This is a genomic window from Leucobacter chromiisoli, from assembly GCF_016522505.1.
GTDB lineage: Bacteria > Actinomycetota > Actinomycetes > Actinomycetales > Microbacteriaceae > Leucobacter > Leucobacter chromiisoli.
Genome location: NZ_JAEHOH010000003.1, coordinates 102,668 through 120,757, shown reverse-complemented (window position 1 = coordinate 120,757; position 18,090 = coordinate 102,668). Strand labels below are relative to the sequence as shown.

Genomic DNA, 18,090 nt, shown 5'->3' with positions numbered 1-18,090 from the left:
CGTTCAGTTCGGACTGCTCGACCACCTCGTCAGGCTCCGGCCTTCTCGGCCCGCTGCCTCGCGCGGCGAGCTCCCAGCGAGTCGACGCCCTCCTGGTGCGGCAGCCCGGCGAGCAGGCAGAGGAGCTCGGACCAGGCCTCGGCGTGCGCCGCGAACCCCGGCCCCTCGGGCGTCCACGACGCCCGCACCTCCAGCTGCGCCCCCTCGCCCTGGGACTCCAGCGTGCCGAAGCCCGACGAGAGCGTCTTCGTGGCGGTGCCCGAGGCGTAGCTGTAGCGAGCCCCCCGCGACTCGAGGGCGTCGATCAGCCACGACCACGCGACGTCGGCGATGAACGGATCGATGCCGATCTCGACCTCGAGCGGGGCCTGCGCGTAGCAGACAATGCGGAACGGGCCGCCCCACTCCTCGGCGGAGTCGGGATCGAACAGCAGCACGAGCCGGCCGGCGCCGTAGGGGGAGTCACCCTCGGCGTCGTCGCCGCGACCGCCGCTCACCCCGGCGGCGAAGGCGACGGAGTGCGGCGCGATCCGCTCGGGAGCGGCGATCTCGCGCACATGGAGTTCGCTGCGGAACCGAGCGCCGCGCAGCTGCTCGGCGGCTTCTCGGAACGCCCTCGGTTCGCCGGAGATCCTTGCCATCACACAGGGAACTGTAGGGTTTGCTGTGAGCCCGGCGCGGATGCCACGCCGGGAACCACCGATCCGGGAGAGGTTGAGGAGGAACATGTCGACACGATCAGCTGCTCGCAGCTTCGGGCTCTGGACGGGCGTCGCAGCGGGATGCGCCGCCCTCGGGGCGATCGTCGTCGGGGGGCTCGGGATCGCCGTGGCCCGCCGGGTCGTCACGCCGGCCGCACGACCGGAGTCCCGCGCGACGATCCACGAGATCGATCGCGCCGGCGGGCGCATCCGCGCCTGGCTGAGCGGTCCCGACGGCGATCTGCCGGGCCGGTACTCCTTCATCTTCGACGACGGCGCGGGGCACGCCCGCCTGGGACCGGTGCTCGCCCGCCGCGGCGGCAGCGTCGCGCGCGAGGTCGTCGGCGTCGACCGCGGCACCCTCCGGGAGGGCGTGCGAGGACGGATCACCGGCTGGTGGTACGTCGATCCCTCCGAGCTCGGGTACCGCGTCGAGCGGGTGGCCTTCCCCGTGGAGGGCGGGGAGGCCGAGGCGTGGCTGGTGCACCCGCGGCGCGCGAAGAAGGGCCGCTGGGCGGTGCACGTGCACGGCCGCGGGGCGCTTCCCGAGGAGGCCATCCGCGGGGTGGCGCCGTTCGCCCGCGCGGGAGTGACGAGCCTCGTGATCTCCTACCGCAACGACCCTGGGGCCCCGCGCGGCACCCACGGCCGGTACGGCCTCGGACTCGCCGAGAGCCGCGACGTCGACGCCGCGATCGCGGAGGCCGAGCGGCGGGGCGCCACGCGCGTGACCCTCTTCGGCTGGTCGATGGGAGGAACCGCCTGCCTGCTCAGCGCGGCGCACGGGGAGCATCGGCGCCTCGTCGACGGTCTCGTCCTCGACTCCCCGGCGCTCGACTGGGAGCCGCTGCTGCGCCACCAGGCGACCCTCTCGCGGGTGCCGCGCCCGGTCGCGAGAGCGGGCGTCGAGATGCTCGGCCGCGGCGTGGTGCGGGCTGGCGAGCCGGGGGGCCTCGACTTCGAGCGCCTGAGCGCGGAGCGGTTCGCCCGGGATCTCCGGGTGCCGGTGCTGGTGCACGCGAGCGAGGGCGACACGTTCGTGCCTCCGGAGGGCGCGGTGCGCTTCGCAGCGGCGCGCCCCCGTTTCGTGCAGCTCCGGCTGCAGAGGCAGGGTGAGCACGTGAGACTCTGGAACGTCGACCCGGAGGGCTGGGAGGACGCCACCGAGACCTTCGTGCGCGCGCTGCCCCGCCAGGGCGCGTGAGCTCGCGGTAAGCTGGCGGGGATGTCAACGGACCCACTCCACAGCTCGCCCCGCCTGGTCGATCGCCGACCCGATATCTCGGGCGCCGAGCTCGTCGCCACACTCGTGCCGCCGCCGCAGTTCGACCACGCCACGTTCGACTCCTACCGGCCGGATCCCCAGCACCCCTCGCAGGCCGAGGCGCGGGATACGCTCCGGGCGTTCGCCGAGCCCGAGCCCCCGGCCTCCCGCGGCGGTTTCTTCGGCTTTGGCCGTAAGAAGACCGCCGAGCCGCGCCCCGACGCTCCGACGAGGCCCGGCGTCTATCTCGACGGCGGCTTCGGCGTCGGCAAGACGCACCTGCTCGCGGCGACCTGGCACGCGACGGCGGGCCGCAAGTACTTCGGCACCTTCATCCAGTACACGGCGCTCGTCGGAGCGCTCGGCTACTCCGGAGCGGTGAGCGTGCTGCAGGGCGCGCGACTGATCTGCATCGACGAGTTCGAGCTCGACGATCCGGGCGACACGATGCTGATGACCCGCCTCATCGGCGATCTCACGAAGACGGGCTCGCGCATCGTCGCGACCTCGAACACCCCGCCGAACGCCCTCGGAGAGGGCCGGTTCGCCGCCGCCGACTTCATGCGGGAGATCCAGGCGATGGCCGATCGCTTCGTCACGATCCGCATCGACGGATCCGACTACCGGCAGCGCGATCTCGCGGGGGAGGCGGTGACGCTCTCCGATGACGCCTACCGCTTCGCCCTGGCCGACGTCGCGGCGGCGGGGGAGCGCATGACCGACGACGACTTCGGCGACCTCGTCGCGCACCTCTCGACGGTGCACCCGTCGAGCTACGTGGGCATTCTGGACGGGGTGCAGACGATCGGGCTGCGCGACGTGTTCGAGCTCACCGACCAGTCGGCCGCGCTGCGCTTCGTCGCCTTCATCGACCGGGTGTACGACGCGCAGATCCCCATCCGGGCCACGGGCGCCCCGCTCACGACGATCTTCGGCGGCGGCATGCTCGACGGCGGGTACCGCAAGAAGTACCTGCGCTGCATGTCCCGGCTGAACGCGCTGACCGCGGGCGAGAGCCCGGCGTGACGCGGGGCGGATCCGGCGGCCGCCGCCCCGCGTCCGGGGCGGGCGGCGAGCTCATCAGAGCTCTGGGCCGCTCGCTGGCGGGCCTGCTCGGCGCGGGCGCCGGCTCGGGATCCCGCTCGCGGAGGCGCGGAACGGGGACGGCCCCCTCGGCGCCGAGACCCTATCTGCGCGGCTCCGCCGACGAACGGACCTCGCCGGGCCGCCTCGGCGCCGACGCCACGCGGGATCTCACCGCCGCCGGGATCCGGCGGCTGCGGTTCGACTACGCGCCGCACCCCGACGGCGATCCCGACCCCGGCGAGGTCGTCTGGACGTGGGTGCCCTACGTCGAGAACGACGGCCGGGGGAAGGATCGCCCCGTGCTCATCGTCGCCCGGATCGACGCGGAGACCGTCGCCGGGTGCTACCTCAGCACGAAGCACCGAGAGGGTTTCGTGAGCGTCGGCACGGGCGGCTGGGACTCCCAGGGCCGCGAGAGCTTCCTCTCGCCGGAGCGCGTGCTGCGCATCTCGCACGCGGGGATGCGCCGGGAGGGGCACGAGATCGATCGGGATCGCTTCGTCTCCGCCGCCCGCGCGATCGCGGGCAGGCACGGGATGCGGGGCTAGGCGAAGGCCGAGAGGCCGGTGATGTCGCGGCCGATGATGAGGGCCTGCACCGTCTCGGTGCCCTCGTAGGTGTGCAGCGCCTCGATGTCGGCGAAGTGGCGGGCCACCCGGTTCTCGAGCAGGATCCCGTTGCCGCCGAGCAGATCGCGGGCGTTCGCGGCCATGCGGCGCGCGGTACGCGTGGCCGTGTACTTGCCGAGGGAGGCCCCGGGCCCGCTCAGCTCGCCGCGCTCCTCGGCCCGGGTGAGCTGCATGAGCAGCGACTGCAGGCCCGTCAGATCGCTCAGCATCTCCGCGAGGCGGTTCTGCACGATCGGCGAGGCGGCGAGCGGGCGGCCGAACTGGACGCGCTGCCGCGCGTAGTGGACCGACGTCTCGTAGACCGCCGTGGCGTGGCCGAGGGCGGACCACGCGACCCCGAGCCGCGTCGCCTGCAGCACGCGGGCGGTGTCCGCGAAGGTGCTGGCGCCGGGCATCCGCGCCGCCTCGGGCACGAAGACGCCGTCGAGCTCGATGCTGGCCTGCCAGATCGCCCGCAGCGACACCTTGCCCTCGATCGTCCGCGCCCGATAGCCGGGGGCGTCCTGCGGCACGAGGAAGCCCTGCACCTGCCCGTCGTCCCCGCGCGCCCACACGACGGAGACCTGGCCCACGCCTCCGCTGCCGATCCACTTCTTGTGCCCGTCGATCAGGTAGCCGCCGTCGACCGCCCGTGCCCGGGTCTCGAGGCTCACCGAGTCCGAGCCGTGCGTCGGCTCGGTGAGCGCGAACGCACCGAGCTCGGCGCCGCTGGCGAGCGGCTCCAACCAGCGATCCCGCTGCTCGGGCGAGCCGCAGAGGGCGATCGAGCGGAGCGCAAGCCCGCCCTGGACTCCGACGATGGTGCCGATCGAGCCGTCGCCGCGGCTCAGCTCCATCGTCACGAGGCTCGCGGCGGTGAGGCTCTGCTCGGGGAAGCCCGGCACGTCGATGCCGTCGCGCAGCAGGTCGAGCTCGCCCAGCCGGCGCGCGAGGTGCAGCGGGTACTCGGCGCGGTCCCAGAAGCCGTCGATCACCGGCCGCAGCTCGTCCTGCACGAAGGCCCTGGCCCGATCGCGGTAGGCGCGGTCGGCGGCCGGGACGTCTCGGAAGACGCCGGCCACATCGGGGTCGAGGGGCTCCCACAGCTCGTACTCCGGTTCGGCCGTCCCGAGCCTCAGGTGCGCTGACGTCATCGCGATTCCTCCCACCAGTCATTCGGAGTGCTCATTGTCGCGCACGCGCCGGGCGGGCGCCACGTCTTCGTAGAGGATGCTGCAGCCGATCGGGGCCGGAGGCATCCCGAGGTGAGCCTTCCTCCAGACGAGGATCCGGGCGGGCCGTGGGACGGGGCCGCTACTCCGCCCGCGGCAGCTCCACGCCGAACATCTGCGCCGCGGCCCGGGCCGAGGGCGCGCCGGCGTCGGGATCGGCTCCGGCGCGCAGCAGGGCCAGCATCACGGGTGCGTGCCGCTTGAACACGGCTCCCGCGAGCGGAGTCTGCCCGCGGTCGTTCGACCGGTTCACGTCGGCCCCCAGCCGGGCCAGGGCCGCCACCAGCTCCGCGTTGCCGTGATAGGCGGCCAGCATGAGCAGCGTGTTGCCGCTCGCGTCCGCGAGGTCGACGGGCGCGCCCTGCTCCACCGCCCCGACCACGAAGCCGGTGTCGCCCGCGCGAGCGCCGTCGAAGAGCCGGTGCGCGAACTCGACGACGGGATCGGGGGAGTGCTCGTTCGACTGCTCGTCCATGCCACCAGTCAACCACGCGTCGCGGCGGCCATCGCCGCGCCGCGGCCGGAATGCGGCGGAGGGGCGTTCTCGGTAGCCTGGAGACAGCGCGACAGGAGCGGCTCGAGGCGTGCTCGGCCGATGCGCGGATCCATCGAGAAAGGAACCCACATGGCCTATCGAGTTCAGGGTGTCGTCGTCCGCGAGAAGGACGCGCCCGCCACGATCGAGACGATCGTCGTGCCGGATCCGGGGCCCGGCGAGGCGGTCGTCGACATCATCACGAGCGGGGTCTGCCACACCGATCTCCACTACAAGCAGGGCGGCATCACGGACGAGTTCCCCTTCCTCCTCGGGCACGAGGCCACCGGCCGGGTCGCGGCCGTGGGCGAGGGCGTCACCGAGGTGGCCGTCGGGGATCGCGTCATCCTGAACTGGCGCGCCGTCTGCGGCCAGTGCCGGGCCTGCGCGAAGGGTCAGCCGCAGTACTGCTTCGCGACGCACAACGCCACGCAGAAGATGACGCTGGAGGACGGCACCGAGCTGTCGGCTGCGCTCGGCATCGGGGCCTTCGTCGAGAAGACCCTCGTCGCGGCGGGGCAGTGCACCAAGATCGACGAGGAGTCCGACGCCGCGGCCGTGGGCCTGCTCGGCTGCGGGGTGATGGCCGGCATCGGGGCCGCGATCAACACGGGCGAGGTGCGGCGCGGCGAGTCGGTGGCCGTGATCGGATGCGGCGGCGTGGGCACCGCGGCGATCGCCGGCGCGCAGCTGGCGGGGGCCACGACGATCATCGCGGTCGACATCGACGATGCGAAGCTCGAGCAGGCGAAGCGCTTCGGGGCGACGCACGCCGTCAACTCGCGCTCGGAGGACGCCGTGGAGGCGATCCGCGCTCTCACGGGCGGCTTCGGCGCCGACGTGGTGATCGACGCCGTCGGCCGCCCGGAGACGTACCGGCAGGCGTTCTACGCGCGCGATCTCGCCGGTCGCGTGGTGCTCGTCGGCGTGCCGACCCCCGAGATGCAGCTCGAGCTGCCGCTGCTCGACGTGTTCGGGCGCGGCGGATCGCTGAAGTCCTCCTGGTACGGCGACTGCCTGCCGAGCCGCGACTTCTCGATGCTCATCGACCAGTACAAGCTGGGGCGCCTCGACCTCGACGGCTTCGTGACGGAGCGGATCGGGCTGGGCGACGTGGAGGCCGCCTTCGACCGGATGTCCGAGGGCACCGTGCTGCGATCGGTGGTCGAGCTGTGAGCGGCGCGGACGGCGCCGCCGGCGCCCGTATCGAGCACCTCGTGACGAGCGGCACCTTCTCGCTCGACGGAGGCACGTGGGAGGTCGACAACAACGTGTGGATCGTCGGCGACGACTCCGAGGTCATCGTCATCGATCCCGCGCATGACGCCGAGGCCGTCGCGGAGGCGGTCGGCGAGCGCGACGTGCTCGGCATCCTGCTCACGCACGGGCACGACGATCACGTGCGCGCGGCCGTCGACACCGCGAACCGACTCGACTCGCATCTCTACCTGAACCCGGAGGACCACGTGCTCTGGGAGCAGGTCCACGAGACCCTGCCCGACTTCGAGCTCTCGGACGGCGCGACGTTCACCGTGGCCGGTGTCGAGCTGACGGCGATCCACACCCCCGGGCACTCCCCGGGATCGACGAGCTTCTTCGCACCCGCGCTGGGCGCGGTGTTCACGGGGGACACGCTCTTCCAGGGCGGACCCGGCGCGACCGGGCGGTCCTACAGCGACTTCCCGACGATCATCGACTCGATCCGCGAGCGGCTGCTGACGCTGCCTCCGGAGACGGTGGTGCACACCGGGCACGGCGACACCACGACCATCGGCGACGAGGCGCCGCACCTCGAGGAGTGGATCGCGCGCGGGCACTGACCCGGGCCGAGCGACGGCGAACCCGGCGCAGACGAAGGCGCCCGCAGCTCGAGAGCTGCGGGCGCCTTCGTCTGCGGTCCGGCGCGACCCGAGCGGGCGTGCGGGGCGAGCGGCTCAGGCCCGAGCGGCGTAGTCGTCGATCTCCGCGCGCAGCTGCGCCTTGAGCACGGCCGGCGCCCACGAGATGTCGACGGCGTTCCGCGACAGCTGGGCGAGGAACGCCTCGTCGACGCCGCCCTCGTCGGCCACCCGCTGGAAGTTCTCGGCGATGTAGCCGCCGAAGTAGGCGGGGTCGTCCGAGTTCAGTGTGATCTTCACGCCCGCCTCCGCGAGCCGCTTGACCAGCTCGACCTTGGAGCCGTCGGACACCCAGGTGTTCGAGATCGGGCACGAGGTGAGGCCGATACCGCGCTCGACGATGACGCTCAGCAGCTCGGGGTTCTCGACGATGTTGGTGCCGTGATCGATCCTCGCGACGCCGATCTCCTCGATCACCTGGCGGATGTGCTCGATGGAGCCGGGGATGTCGACGTCGCAGTGCATCGTCAGCAGGTAGCCCTCGGCCTTCGCGCGGGCGAACACCTCGGCGAACTTCGCCGGCGGGTTGCCGTTCTCGTCGGAGTCGAGGCCGACGCCGAGGATCCACTCGCGGTAGCGGAGCGACTCCAGCAGCGTCGCCATCGCGTACTCCGCCTGGAAGTCCCGGAGGAAGCACATGATGAGCGCGGAGGTGATGCCGAACTGACGCTCCGCCTCGATCTGCGCGCGGCGCAGGCCGGTGATCACGGCGTCGAAGGAGACGCCGCGCGAGGTGTGCGCCTGCGGGTCGAAGAACATCTCGACGTGGCGCACGTTCTGCTCGGCGACCCTGCGGAAGTAGGCCATCGCGAGGTCGGTGAAGTCCTCGGAGGTCTGCAGCACGTTCATGCCGTCGTAGTAGGCCGTGAGGAAGGAGGGCAGGTCGTCGAAGGCGTACGAGGCCTGCACCTCCTCCGCCGTCGAGTGGGCGAGCTCGATCCCGTTCCGTCTGGCGAGCTCGAACTTGAGCTCGGGCTCGAGCGTGCCCTCGATGTGCAGGTGCAGCTCGACCTTGGGGAGGCCCGCGACGAACGGGGAGATCTGGATATCGGTCATGGTTCGGATCCTTCCTGCGTGCGGGGGCTACCGCGTGGAGAGCACGGGGTCGACGACCGTGAAATCGATGCAGTCGATCAGGCCGAGGTCGGTCATCGCCCAGTCGGGGATCGCCGTGATCGAGAGGAACAGGAGCTGGCCGAAGGGGGAGGGGAGCTCGGAGCCCAGCTGCTCGCGGGCGGCGCCGTCGAGTTCCTCCTCCTTCGCGGCCATCTGCTCGGCCGTGAGATCGGCGACCACGCCGCCGATGGGGAGCGGCAGCGCGGCGAGCACCTCGCCGTCGGCCACGGCGACCTGGCCGCCGCCCATGCGCACGACCTCGTTGATCGCGAAGGCCATGTCCTCGCTCGTCACCCCCGCGACGACGATGTTGTTGTCGTCGGGGGAGGCGGAGGTCGCGATGGCGCCCTTGCGCAGGCCGAAGCCCTGCACGAAGGCGACCGGCAGGTTGTCGGTCTTGCCGAAGCGCTCCGCGACGGCCAGCAGGATCGTGTCCTGCTCGGGATCCGGTTCCACCACGCCGTCGGCGACGGCGAGCTCGACCCGATTGCCGGCGCGCTTGAACGCCACGTCCTTGGACAGCACGATGGTCTGCACCTCGGCGGCGCTCGCGCCCTCGGGCACGCGGACCTTCAGGCGATCCGCGGCGACCTCGCCCAGCTTGAAGGTGCTCAGCAGCGCCTCCGAGCGCTCCGGGGCGACCGGATCCGCCACCGGCCTGCCGTCGCGGGCGACGACGCGGCCGTCGGTGATGACCGTCTGCGGGCGGAAGTCGTCGAGCGAGTCGACGAACAGGATGTCGGCGAAGCGCCCCGGGGCGATCGCTCCGATCTTGTCGTCGAGACGGTACATGCGAGCCGTGTTCACGGTCGCCATCTGGATCGCCTGCATCGGCGTGACGCCGCACTCGACGGCGAGGCGCACCACGTAGTCGAGGTGGCCGCGGCCCAGGATGTCGGTGGCGGTCACGTCGTCGGTGCAGAAGCCGACGCGATCCGACGGCACGCCCATCTCGGTGATCAGCTTGATGTTCTCGCGCAGCATCGGAGCCGCCACCGACTCGCGGATCACGATGTCGATGCCGTTGCGGATCTTCTCGAGCTCCTCCTCGGGCGAGTAGGACTCGTGGCAGAGGGCGACGCCGGAGGCGGCGTAGCCCGCGACGCGGCGGGCGTCGACGAGCGGGGCGCAACCGAAGGCGCGCAGGCGGTTGCGCTCCGCCATGTCCATCGCGGTGAGCACCTCCTCGTCGCCGTACTCGACCATCTCCTGCACGGTCTCCCAGAGCCCCACGCACTCGGGCATGTGCTGCACCTGCTCGTGGTCCTCGACCGCGAACCGGTAGCCGACGTTCGACTCCGGCACCGTGTACGGCGCCTTGGCGGGGGCGCCCCACCAGACGCGCATCGAGCCGCCCTCGGTCTCCGCGAGGAACTCCTTGACGCCCTCGATCCCGTTGGTGACGAGGATCTGGTCGAGGCCGGAGATGGCGGAGGTCGTGCCGTATCGCGAGACGAGGTCGGAGAACATCGTCACCGAGAGCTTCGAGCACTCGATGTGCAGGTGCGCGTCGATCAGCCCGGGGGTGAGGTAGCGGCCCTCCGCGTCGATGATCTCGGTGTCGGGCCCGCGCTGCGCGGAGACGTCGCCGACCGCCGCGATCCTGCCGTCGGCGATCGCCACGGAGGCGGGGTAGATCTCGCCGGTGATGACGTTGACCAGCTGGCCGTTGTCGATGATCGTGTCCGCGTGCGCGCGGCCGTAGGCCACATCCAGAAGGCGGCGGTTAGGCATGGGTGAACTCCTCGTCGTGTGCGGTGCCGGGGTGGGCGTGCTCGGGAGAGGCCTGCAGGGTGGGATCCGTACGGTTCAGGATCGCGTAGAGCAGGCCCGAGACGACCATCCCGACGATGATACTCAGGTCGGGCGCGTAGGCCGGGGCGTCGGGGGAGAAGAGCTGCGTCACGGGGCCGACGAAGGTGCCGGTGTTGGCGCAGAGCGCCGCGGCGACCATGCCGACGACGAGCGAGATGAAGCCGGGCCAGCGCACGCCGCCGGTGCCCCAGTAGACGCCGCCGCGCTCGTTCGCGAGACCCGAGAGGCGGTAACGGCCCCGGCGCATGATCCAGTCGATCAGGTAGATGGTCACCCACGGCGCGAGCCAGATGCTCAGCGACGCGACGAAGGCGTTGAGCAGTTCGTAGAAGGATGACTGCGAGACGGCGATGACGGCGATGACCACGCACGCGACGGTGTCGGTGATGACGATGAGCCAGCGCGGGGCGTGGATCCCCGCGGTCTGCAGATTCAGGCCGGAGGAGTAGATGTTCGTGCTGTTCTGCACCATCAGGCCGACGACGACGAGCAGCAGGAACGGCACGGCGAAGGCCGTCGGCAGCATCGCGGGGATCGCGAGCGGGTTGGTGAGGTCGATCGTGTCGTCGACCGCGACGGTCGCCATGCCGGCGCCCAGCGTCTGCAGCAGCACGTAGGGGAGGAAGCCGCCGAGGCCCGCCCACAGGGCGATGCTCCTCGGGTTCGACTCCGCGGGGAGGTAGCGCGAGAAGTTCGCTCCGGAGGGCGCCCAGGAGAGTCCGCCGGAGACGACGACGAGCGCGATCGCCGAGATCATGCCCATCATGCTGAACGGCACGTCGGCGCTGTCCGGGCGGATCTGCGGGACGATGAGCACCGCGAGCACGACGAAGGCGACGGCGAACACCACGGTCGCGTACTTCTGCGCGGCCATGAGCAGTCGGTGCCCGAAGAGCGGGAGCAGCATCTGGATGACGCCCAGCAGGGCGATCAGCGCGATCTGCAGTGCGCCGTCGACCGCGAGACCCGCGAAGCCGAGCAGGGCGTCGACGGCGTAGTAGACGAGGATGAGGCCGCCGGCCTGGAAGCCGATGAGCATGAGCCAGGAGAAGACGCCGTTGACGCGCGCCGCGTTCGGCCCGAGCGAGGCGCGGGAGATCGTCATCGTGGTGGTGCCCGTCGTGGGGCCCTGCAGCGAGGTGAGGCCGAGCAGCGGGTAGGCGAGGATGTTGCCCGCGACGATCGCGATGACCGCCTGGGGGAATGACAGCCCGAAGACCAGTACGAGCAGCGCGCCGTAGGTGACGGTGTAGATGTTGGTCGTGGTTCCGGCCCAGAGGAAGAAGAGGTCGCGCGGCTTGCCGTAGCGATTCTGGAGTGGGACGAGATCGATTCCGCGTTGCTCGACGGGACCTGACATGGATGTCTCCTGCGTTGTGAGAGGTGCCCAGCCGAACTGGGTTGGGGTCCGCGCACGGCGCACGGTCGCGAAGGACTCGTCGGGCGCCTGGCCAACTCAGTTTAGGGAACGACGGGGGAAAGTCCAAAGACGGCGGGCCCGCCGTCAGCCGCCCACCTCGATGACCGCCGACACGGTGGCCTGTCCCTCCGGACGGACCCCCGCCAGTTGATCATCCAACCCGATGCGGACCAGCACGATCTCGCCCGCGAGTTCGGGGCCGCGGGCAGCGGCGAGCCCGTGCTTCACGGCGCCGAACGTGACCGTGAGCGCCGCGGGGAGGACGACATCGTCCGCCGCGCCGGTATCGGGGTGCAGACCGCTGGGGAGATCCACCGCGATCACCCGCGTCCCCTCGTCGCGCAGGCGGGGGAGCAGCGCCTCGACGGCCGCTCTGGCCCGCCCTCTGAGCGCCGGGTCCGCGGAAGCGCCGAGTCCGATGATCCCGTCGATGACGATCCCGGGAGCGGAGGCTCGCGCCTCCGCGAGGTCGACGACGCGGGCGCCCGCGGACTCGGCCGCGCTGAACGCTTCGGGATGCACGCGGTCGGAGACGCGCAGCACGCTCACCTCCGCCCGCTCCGCGAGGAGCGCCGCCGCGAAGAGGGCGTCGCCCCCGTTGTCGCCGCTGCCCGCGATCACGAGGATGCGCTCGCCATCGCCGAGCCGCTCTCCGACGATCCGCGCCAGCGCGCTCGCGGCGCGGCGCATGAGGGGCGCGCCCGCGTTCAGCAGCGGGGCCTCCGCCGCGCGCACCTGCTCGGCGCGGTAGGTCGGCACGGTCCTGCTCCGGTCCGGGTTCGCGCTCACGGGGCCTCCTGCACGTCGTCGCGGTCCTGAGTCCAGTCTCGCATCGGCCGGGTTGCGCTACAGGTCGGCGTACCTCGCGCGGAACCCGCAGAACACCCCGTAGGCGAGGAAACCCGCCCCGACGGCGGTGACGAGGACGGGCCCGAACGGAAGCTCGCGAATGGACTCGATGGCCGCGTCGAGGCCGCCGGCCGAATTCGGATCGGCGCGGAGCGCCGCGATCACGAAGAGCGCCCCCACGACGAGGAGCGCCGCCCCCTTGGCCACGAAGCCGACGGCGCCGAGCGCCGAGATCGCGTGCCCGCTCGTGCCCGCAGGCAAGGTGACCCTCGCGTGGAAGCTGCGGCGAAATCCCATGACGACCCAGACGACGCCGCCGATGCCGATCGCGATGCCGATCGCCGCCAGCAGCAGAGGTCCGGCCGGAACCGTCAGCAGGCTCCGACTCGCCTCCTGGGCGCTCTGGTCGGGGTCCGGGCGCGCGCCGAGCGCGACCGCGGCCGCGATGACTCCCATCGCGAGGAAGAGGACGGCCTGCCCCCACTCGGCGACCCTGCGTCCCCAGCGCCGCATCCGCCCGTCTATGCGCAGGGCGACTCCGTGGATCCCGTGGTAGACGCCGAGCGCCCAGAGCAGGAGCGCGAGCGCCCAGAGCGCGGCGAAGCCGAGCGGCGCCGAGGCGATCGCGGTGAGCGCGCCGGCCTGGTCGCTCTCGCCGTGCCCGCTCCACGCCACGGCGATCGCGAGCACCCCGACGATGATGTGGATGAGGCCGCTCGCGACGTAGCCCCCGCGGGCGAGGACGCGCAGCGCGGAGGAGCCTTCCGCCGAGCGGGCGGCGGACTTGACGGAGCGGTGCACGGTACGAGCGTACCGGGCTCGCTCCTCATCGGCTCCGAAGACCGGCCGCCCGCAGCGGAAAGGCCTCCTGCCGCTCGGCAGGAGGCCTTTCCGTGTGGTGGGCGATACCAGACTCGAACTGATGACCTCTTCCGTGTGAAGGAAGCGCGCTACCAACTGCGCCAATCGCCCGTGGATCCGCGATCCCTCGCGCACCAACCTGATCGATCATACACGGATCCCGACCCCCGAGTGACACCGCCGGGGTTCTCCGCGTGATCCTGCGGGCCGGCGCCGCTCTACCCCGGGCGTGTCGAGGGTGGGGCCAGGTCGCTGTTCAGGTGCTGATCCAGCTCGTTGCTGGTCTGGTTCAGCTGCTGGAGCTCGGTTCGCAGCGTCTCGTAGCGCGCGATGTCGGCCTGCAGCCCCGCGAGCGTCGCCTCCAGCTGGGCCCGGCGCTGATCGAGGTCGGCGTAGATCCGGTCGAACTCCTCCGGCTCGTCGGAGAACTCGAGCGCCTCATTGCGCCGCTGGAACTCCGCCGCGTCCGCGTTGAACCGCTCGACGGCCGCGTCGTACTCGGCGCTGCGCCGCTCGACATCCTCCCTCAGGGCCGTGAGCTCGGCCTGCAGGGATTCGGCTCGGGTCTGCAGCTCCGAGAACACGCCGTGGTACGCGTCGAAGAAGTCGACGATCAGCTCGCGCGAGCCGAACCACTGCCGGTAGTGCTCCTCGAGTCGAGGCGGCAGCTTCCGCACCTCCGTGCCGAGCACGGAGTGCAGCTCGTTCGCGAACGCCGCGTCGGACAGGTGCTCGTAGACCTCCATCCTCCGGGCCAGCTCCGGGTCCTCCTCCGCCAGCGACTCGTAGGCGTCCAGCAGCTGCCGGGAGAGCGCGTCGCGCTCGCCCGCCCCCAGGCGCTCGTACGCGGCGTGGAGCAGCTCGTGCGCGGCCGTCACCTCCACGATCCCGTCCAGCCGCTCGTCGGTCACCGCGAAGAGGTGGATGGCGGAACCCGAATAGCAGCCCAGCACGTGGCCCTGCTCCGAGTGGTCGACCTTGGCGCACTGCTCGTTGAACCCCTGGCTCGCGTCGAGCGTGGGGTGCGAGGCGAGGAATATCCGTCGACCGGCGTCGGTCAGATCCAGCCGATCGACGAGCGAGGACACCTCCTCCGAGGCTTCGAAGCCCTGCGCCTTGAAGTGGTCGGAGATCGCCTGCCGGTGGGTGAAGGCGAGCCCGCCCACGACGAGGAGCGCGAGGAGCACGGCGCACCCGAGAATTCGATTCGCGACCCTGCGCGCCTTGCCCCCCATGCAGACAAGTATGGTCGGACGGGCTCCCCGAACGCCATCCATACGGCGGAAAAACGGCGCGGATATGCCGAAGGAACGGTCGCCACGCCCGGGGATCCGACCCCAATTTGCGCCGGGGGCCGAACCTCGCCTAAAGTAATACAGGTCGCCAGGGCGCAGCGGAAACGCGGAGCCGGGGTGATCGTGCGGATGTAGCGCAGTTGGTAGCGCATCACCTTGCCAAGGTGAGGGTCGCGAGTTCGAGTCTCGTCATCCGCTCCAGTGGCCGAGTTCTTCTCGGCCGCTTGTGGTGTCAACCACTCCGGTGGCGTGGCCGAGAGGCGAGGCAGCGGCCTGCAAAGCCGTATACACGGGTTCGAATCCCGTCGCCACCTCGTCGCACAACTGAATAGCCTGAACAGGCGCGATTGGCGCAGCGGTAGCGCGCTTCCCTGACACGGAAGAGGTCACTGGTTCGATCCCAGTATCGCGCACAGAGAGAAACCCCCGGTCATGCCGGGGGTTTTTGTTTTCCGCCCGTCTCCACGCGGCGCGGTGCCGCTGAAGATACCCCGAAATCTCCTGCGCGGGCCATGGCGCAGGCCGCCGGGCGTCCGCTCACCCGTCCAGCAGGTGTCTGAGGTACCGCTCCGGCGCCTCGAGGTAGCGACGGTGGTGCTGCACCAGTTCGAGATCCTCCCACGAGGCCTCCCGGATGCCCCACTCGCCGAGTTCGAGGATCGTGGCGCCCGGCAGCGAGGTGAGCACGGGGGAGTGCGTCGCGCAGACGACCTGCGTGCCCCGCTCGCGCATGCGGTCCAGCGCCGTCAGCCGGTTCAGCAGGGACGAGAAGGACAGCCCGGCCTCCGGCTCGTCGAGCAGCGCGAGGCCGGTCACGAACTGCTCGGGGTCGAGCTTCTCCGCGAGGATCTCGTTGAAGGATTCGCCGTGGCTCATCCGGTGGAGCGCCGGCCCAGGACCTCCGAGGTCCTCGAGGTACGAGTAGTACCCGTGCATCGTCTCGGCCCGGAGGAAGAACCCCCACTTCGTGCCCTGCAGCCCCCGCTCGATCCGCAACCACTCGCCGAGCGGCGACTCCGTCCGCCAGGTCGACCGGCCCCCGTTCGTGCTGCCGCCCTCGGGCGGCAGGCCGGCCGCCTCGGCGATGCCCTCGAGGAGGGTGCTCTTGCCGGAGCCGTTCTCTCCGACGAGGAAGGTCACCCCGGGCGAGAACTCCCAGCCATCGCGCTCCGCGATGCCGTCCAGGAACGCGCGCACGGCGGGCACGGTCGCGGGCCAGGCCCGCTCGTCGATGCGGGCGTCCGCGAAGACGTGCACGCGCCTGATCGAGCGGGAATCCGTCTGCCACTCGGCGGCGTCGCGATCCTCGGCGGCGCCCCGATTCGCTCTCCGATCCATGGCCTCAGGCTAGCCCGAGCCGCCGACAGCGGAACGGGAGCGGCATGCCGACTAGACTCGTGGAGTCAGTCATTCCATCCCGAAGGAGTCCACCTGTGGCCGATGGCTTCTCCCTGTTCACCGATCGCTCGATCGTCGCGATGCGCGTCAACGGCGAGCTCACGGATCTCGCGGCGACGGTGACCGACGCCGACACGGTGGAGCCCGTCGCGATCGACTCGGAGGACGGGCTGAACATCCTCCGCCACTCCGCGGCGCACGTGCTCGCGCAGGCGGTGCAGCGCATCAATCCCGAGACCAAGCTCGGGATCGGCCCGCCCATCACCGACGGGTTCTACTACGATTTCGACCCCGCCGAGGCGTTCACCCCCGACGATCTCAAGGCGATCTCCTCCGAGATGCAGAAGATCGTGAAGCAGGGCCAGCGCTTCGTGCGCCGCGTGGTCACCGAGGACGAGGCCCGCGCGGAGCTCTCGGGCGAGCCCTACAAGCTCGAGCTCATCGGGCTCAAGGGCGGCAGTACGGGCGACGACAACGAGAACGTGGAGGTCGGCGGCGCCGAGCTGACGATCTACGACAACGTGGATCCGAAGACCGGCGAGGTCTGCTGGAAGGATCTCTGCCGCGGCCCGCATCTGCCGAGCACGCGCATGATCGGCAACGGGTGGGCGCTCATGCGGAGCGCCGGCGCCTACTGGCGCGGCAGCGAGGCGAACCCCATGCTGCAGCGCATCTACGGCACCGCGTGGCCCGCCAAGGACGAGCTGCGGGCCTACCAGACCCGCATCGAGGAGGCGCTGAAGCGCGACCACCGCAAGCTCGGCGTCGAGCTCGACCTGTTCAGCTTCCCCGACGAGATCGGCTCGGGCCTCGCGGTCTTCCACCCGCGGGGCGGCATCATCCGGCACGAGATCGAGTCGTTCATGCGCGATCAGCTGCTGCAGAACGGCTACGAGCTCGTCAACAGCCCGCACATCACCAAAGGCACGCTCTTCGAGACGAGCCAGCACCTCAACTGGTACCGGGAGGGGATGTTCCCGGCCATGCACCTCGACGAGGTGCGGGATCCCGAGACCGGGCACGTGACGAAGCAGGGCCAGGACTACTACCTGAAGCCCATGAACTGCCCCTTCCACAACCTGATCTTCCGCGCCCGCGCCCGCAGCTACCGCGAGCTGCCGCTGCGCCTCGCCGAGTTCGGCACCGTCTACCGCTACGAGAAGAGCGGCACGCTCTCGGGCCTCACCCGCGTGCGCGGCCTCACCCAGGACGACGCGCACATCTACGTGACCGACGAACAGGTCAAGGATGAGATCAAGCGCCAGCTCGAGTTCGTCTTCGAGACGCTGCGCGGCTACGGTCTCGACGACTTCTACCTCGAGCTCTCCACGCGGGATCCCGAGAAGTCGGTCGGCACGGACGAGCAGTGGGAGGAGGCGACCGAGACGCTCCGCCAGGTGGGCGAGGAGTCCGGGCTCGAGCTGGTCGCGGATCCCGGCGGAGCCGCCTTCTACGGCCCCAAGATCTCGGTGCAGGCCCGCGACGCGATCGGCCGCACCTGGCAGCTCAGCACGGTGCAGCTCGACTTCAACCAGCCCGAGCTGTTCGAGCTCGAGTACGCCGCCGCCGACGGCACGCGCAAGCAGCCGGTGATGATCCACCGCGCCCTGCTCGGCTCGGTCGAGCGCTTCTTCGCGATCCTGCTCGAGCACTACGCCGGCGCGTTCCCCGTCTGGCTGTCGCCCACGCAGGTGGTCGGCATCCCGGTCGCCGAGGAGTACGCTCCGTACCTCGACGACGTCGTCGCGAAGCTTCGCTCCCGCGGCGTGCGCGCCGAGGTCGACCACTCCGACGACCGCATGCCGAAGAAGATCCGCACCCACACGAAGGCCAAGGTGCCGTTCCAGCTCATCGCGGGCGAGGAGGATCGCTCCGCCGGAGCCGTCAGCTTCCGCTTCCGCGACGGGTCGCAGCTCAACGGCGTGCCGGTCGACGAGGCGATCGAGCGGATCGTCCGGTCGATCGAGAACCACGAGCAGGTGTCGACGGCGTGGGCGGAGTAGTCGACGGGG

Annotated in this window: 16 protein-coding genes and 4 tRNA genes; 9 read left to right on the top strand and 11 right to left on the bottom strand. The window is 71.0% G+C overall.

Annotated features, from left to right (window positions below):
• Positions 1–29: 29 nt before the first annotated feature.
• On the bottom strand, positions 30–641 hold the full coding sequence (locus tag JD276_RS03320) for a DUF3000 domain-containing protein (protein WP_200113891.1): 612 nt from the start codon (positions 639–641) through the stop codon (positions 30–32).
• 85 nt (positions 642–726) lie between these two features.
• Here JD276_RS03320 and JD276_RS03315 point away from each other — a divergent pair, with 85 nt between their 5' ends.
• The 3 genes from JD276_RS03315 to JD276_RS03305 are packed head-to-tail and all read left to right on the top strand — an operon-like array spanning position 727 to position 3,599.
• Positions 727–1,905 (top strand): alpha/beta hydrolase family protein, encoded by a 1,179-nt coding sequence (locus JD276_RS03315; protein WP_200113889.1) that lies wholly within the window; start codon positions 727–729, stop codon positions 1,903–1,905.
• Positions 1,906–1,926: 21 nt separating this feature from the next.
• Positions 1,927–2,991 carry a cell division protein ZapE gene (gene zapE, locus JD276_RS03310; RefSeq protein WP_200113887.1) on the top strand — a complete coding sequence of 355 codons (1,065 nt, stop codon included), beginning with the start codon at positions 1,927–1,929 and terminating at the stop codon, positions 2,989–2,991.
• Positions 2,988–3,599 carry a type II toxin-antitoxin system PemK/MazF family toxin gene (locus JD276_RS03305; RefSeq protein ID WP_307866421.1) on the top strand — a complete coding sequence of 204 codons (612 nt, stop codon included), beginning with the start codon at positions 2,988–2,990 and terminating at the stop codon, positions 3,597–3,599. Before zapE ends, JD276_RS03305 begins: the two co-directional genes overlap by 4 nt.
• Here JD276_RS03305 and JD276_RS03300 read toward each other — a convergent pair.
• Both JD276_RS03300 and JD276_RS03295 read right to left on the bottom strand, forming a co-directional pair.
• The gene (locus JD276_RS03300; RefSeq protein ID WP_200113884.1) at positions 3,596–4,813 is read right to left on the bottom strand and encodes an acyl-CoA dehydrogenase family protein; all 1,218 of its coding nucleotides are present in this window, start codon (positions 4,811–4,813) and stop codon (positions 3,596–3,598) included. The two genes, JD276_RS03305 and JD276_RS03300, sit on opposite strands and share 4 nt — an antisense overlap.
• A 160-nt stretch (positions 4,814–4,973) precedes the next feature.
• Complete coding sequence (locus tag JD276_RS03295) at positions 4,974–5,366, bottom strand: ankyrin repeat domain-containing protein (RefSeq protein ID WP_200113877.1); 393 nt, start codon at positions 5,364–5,366, stop codon at positions 4,974–4,976.
• 150 nt (positions 5,367–5,516) lie between these two features.
• Between JD276_RS03295 and JD276_RS03290 the strand changes: the two genes are divergently transcribed.
• Complete coding sequence (locus JD276_RS03290; RefSeq protein WP_200113876.1) at positions 5,517–6,602, top strand: S-(hydroxymethyl)mycothiol dehydrogenase; 1,086 nt, start codon at positions 5,517–5,519, stop codon at positions 6,600–6,602.
• The gene (locus tag JD276_RS03285; RefSeq protein WP_200113875.1) at positions 6,599–7,246 is read left to right on the top strand and encodes an MBL fold metallo-hydrolase; all 648 of its coding nucleotides are present in this window, start codon (positions 6,599–6,601) and stop codon (positions 7,244–7,246) included. The genes JD276_RS03290 and JD276_RS03285 overlap by 4 nt, the downstream gene beginning before the upstream one ends.
• 114 nt (positions 7,247–7,360) lie before the next feature.
• On the opposite strand, the gene add is transcribed toward JD276_RS03285, so the two are convergent.
• From add to JD276_RS03250, 7 genes are all read right to left on the bottom strand, one after another.
• A complete protein-coding gene (gene add / locus JD276_RS03280) occupies positions 7,361–8,380 on the bottom strand; it encodes an adenosine deaminase (RefSeq protein WP_200113874.1) in 1,020 nt (339 codons plus the stop codon).
• Positions 8,381–8,407: 27 nt separating this feature from the next.
• Positions 8,408–10,174 carry an adenine deaminase C-terminal domain-containing protein gene (locus JD276_RS03275; RefSeq protein ID WP_200113873.1) on the bottom strand — a complete coding sequence of 589 codons (1,767 nt, stop codon included), beginning with the start codon at positions 10,172–10,174 and terminating at the stop codon, positions 8,408–8,410.
• On the bottom strand, positions 10,167–11,615 hold the full coding sequence (locus JD276_RS03270; protein ID WP_200113871.1) for a purine-cytosine permease family protein: 1,449 nt from the start codon (positions 11,613–11,615) through the stop codon (positions 10,167–10,169). Before JD276_RS03270 ends, JD276_RS03275 begins: the two co-directional genes overlap by 8 nt.
• A 144-nt stretch (positions 11,616–11,759) precedes the next feature.
• Positions 11,760–12,464, bottom strand: coding sequence for an NAD(P)H-hydrate epimerase (locus JD276_RS03265; protein ID WP_307866420.1), 705 nt, complete (start codon positions 12,462–12,464; stop codon positions 11,760–11,762).
• Positions 12,465–12,521: 57 nt separating this feature from the next.
• Complete coding sequence (locus tag JD276_RS03260; protein ID WP_200113867.1) at positions 12,522–13,325, bottom strand: DUF1206 domain-containing protein; 804 nt, start codon at positions 13,323–13,325, stop codon at positions 12,522–12,524.
• Positions 13,326–13,420: 95 nt separating this feature from the next.
• Positions 13,421–13,496 (bottom strand) — tRNA-Val (locus JD276_RS03255).
• Positions 13,497–13,603: 107 nt separating this feature from the next.
• Positions 13,604–14,620, bottom strand: coding sequence for a hypothetical protein (locus tag JD276_RS03250; RefSeq protein WP_200113866.1), 1,017 nt, complete (start codon positions 14,618–14,620; stop codon positions 13,604–13,606).
• 185 nt (positions 14,621–14,805) lie between these two features.
• Between JD276_RS03250 and JD276_RS03245 the strand changes: the two genes are divergently transcribed.
• From JD276_RS03245 to JD276_RS03235, 3 genes are all read left to right on the top strand, one after another.
• Positions 14,806–14,881: transfer RNA gene (locus JD276_RS03245), tRNA-Gly, on the top strand.
• 42 nt (positions 14,882–14,923) lie between these two features.
• Positions 14,924–14,994: transfer RNA gene (locus JD276_RS03240), tRNA-Cys, on the top strand.
• 27 nt (positions 14,995–15,021) lie between these two features.
• Positions 15,022–15,093 (top strand) — tRNA-Val (locus tag JD276_RS03235).
• 124 nt (positions 15,094–15,217) lie between these two features.
• On the opposite strand, the gene JD276_RS03230 is transcribed toward JD276_RS03235, so the two are convergent.
• Positions 15,218–16,018, bottom strand: a complete 801-nt coding sequence (locus JD276_RS03230) for an AAA family ATPase (protein ID WP_200113862.1) — start codon at positions 16,016–16,018, stop codon at positions 15,218–15,220.
• Between the two features lie 44 nt (positions 16,019–16,062).
• Between JD276_RS03230 and thrS the strand changes: the two genes are divergently transcribed.
• A complete protein-coding gene (thrS, locus tag JD276_RS03225) occupies positions 16,063–18,081 on the top strand; it encodes a threonine--tRNA ligase (protein ID WP_233615264.1) in 2,019 nt (672 codons plus the stop codon).
• The last annotated feature ends 9 nt before the right edge of the window (positions 18,082–18,090 follow it).

Coding starts and splice junctions, on each gene's coding strand:
- JD276_RS03250 (WP_200113866.1), bottom strand. CDS start 14,620: ATGGGGGGCAAGGCGCGCAGGGTCGCGAATCGAATTCTCGGGTGCGCC.
- add (WP_200113874.1), bottom strand. CDS start 8,380: ATGACCGATATCCAGATCTCCCCGTTCGTCGCGGGCCTCCCCAAGGTC.
- JD276_RS03315 (WP_200113889.1), top strand. CDS start 727: ATGTCGACACGATCAGCTGCTCGCAGCTTCGGGCTCTGGACGGGCGTC.
- JD276_RS03295 (WP_200113877.1), bottom strand. CDS start 5,366: ATGGACGAGCAGTCGAACGAGCACTCCCCCGATCCCGTCGTCGAGTTC.
- thrS (WP_233615264.1), top strand. CDS start 16,063: ATGCCGACTAGACTCGTGGAGTCAGTCATTCCATCCCGAAGGAGTCCA.
- JD276_RS03320 (WP_200113891.1), bottom strand. CDS start 641: ATGGCAAGGATCTCCGGCGAACCGAGGGCGTTCCGAGAAGCCGCCGAG.
- JD276_RS03230 (WP_200113862.1), bottom strand. CDS start 16,018: ATGGATCGGAGAGCGAATCGGGGCGCCGCCGAGGATCGCGACGCCGCC.
- zapE (WP_200113887.1), top strand. CDS start 1,927: ATGTCAACGGACCCACTCCACAGCTCGCCCCGCCTGGTCGATCGCCGA.
- JD276_RS03290 (WP_200113876.1), top strand. CDS start 5,517: ATGGCCTATCGAGTTCAGGGTGTCGTCGTCCGCGAGAAGGACGCGCCC.
- JD276_RS03270 (WP_200113871.1), bottom strand. CDS start 11,615: ATGTCAGGTCCCGTCGAGCAACGCGGAATCGATCTCGTCCCACTCCAG.
- JD276_RS03275 (WP_200113873.1), bottom strand. CDS start 10,174: ATGCCTAACCGCCGCCTTCTGGATGTGGCCTACGGCCGCGCGCACGCG.
- JD276_RS03300 (WP_200113884.1), bottom strand. CDS start 4,813: ATGACGTCAGCGCACCTGAGGCTCGGGACGGCCGAACCGGAGTACGAG.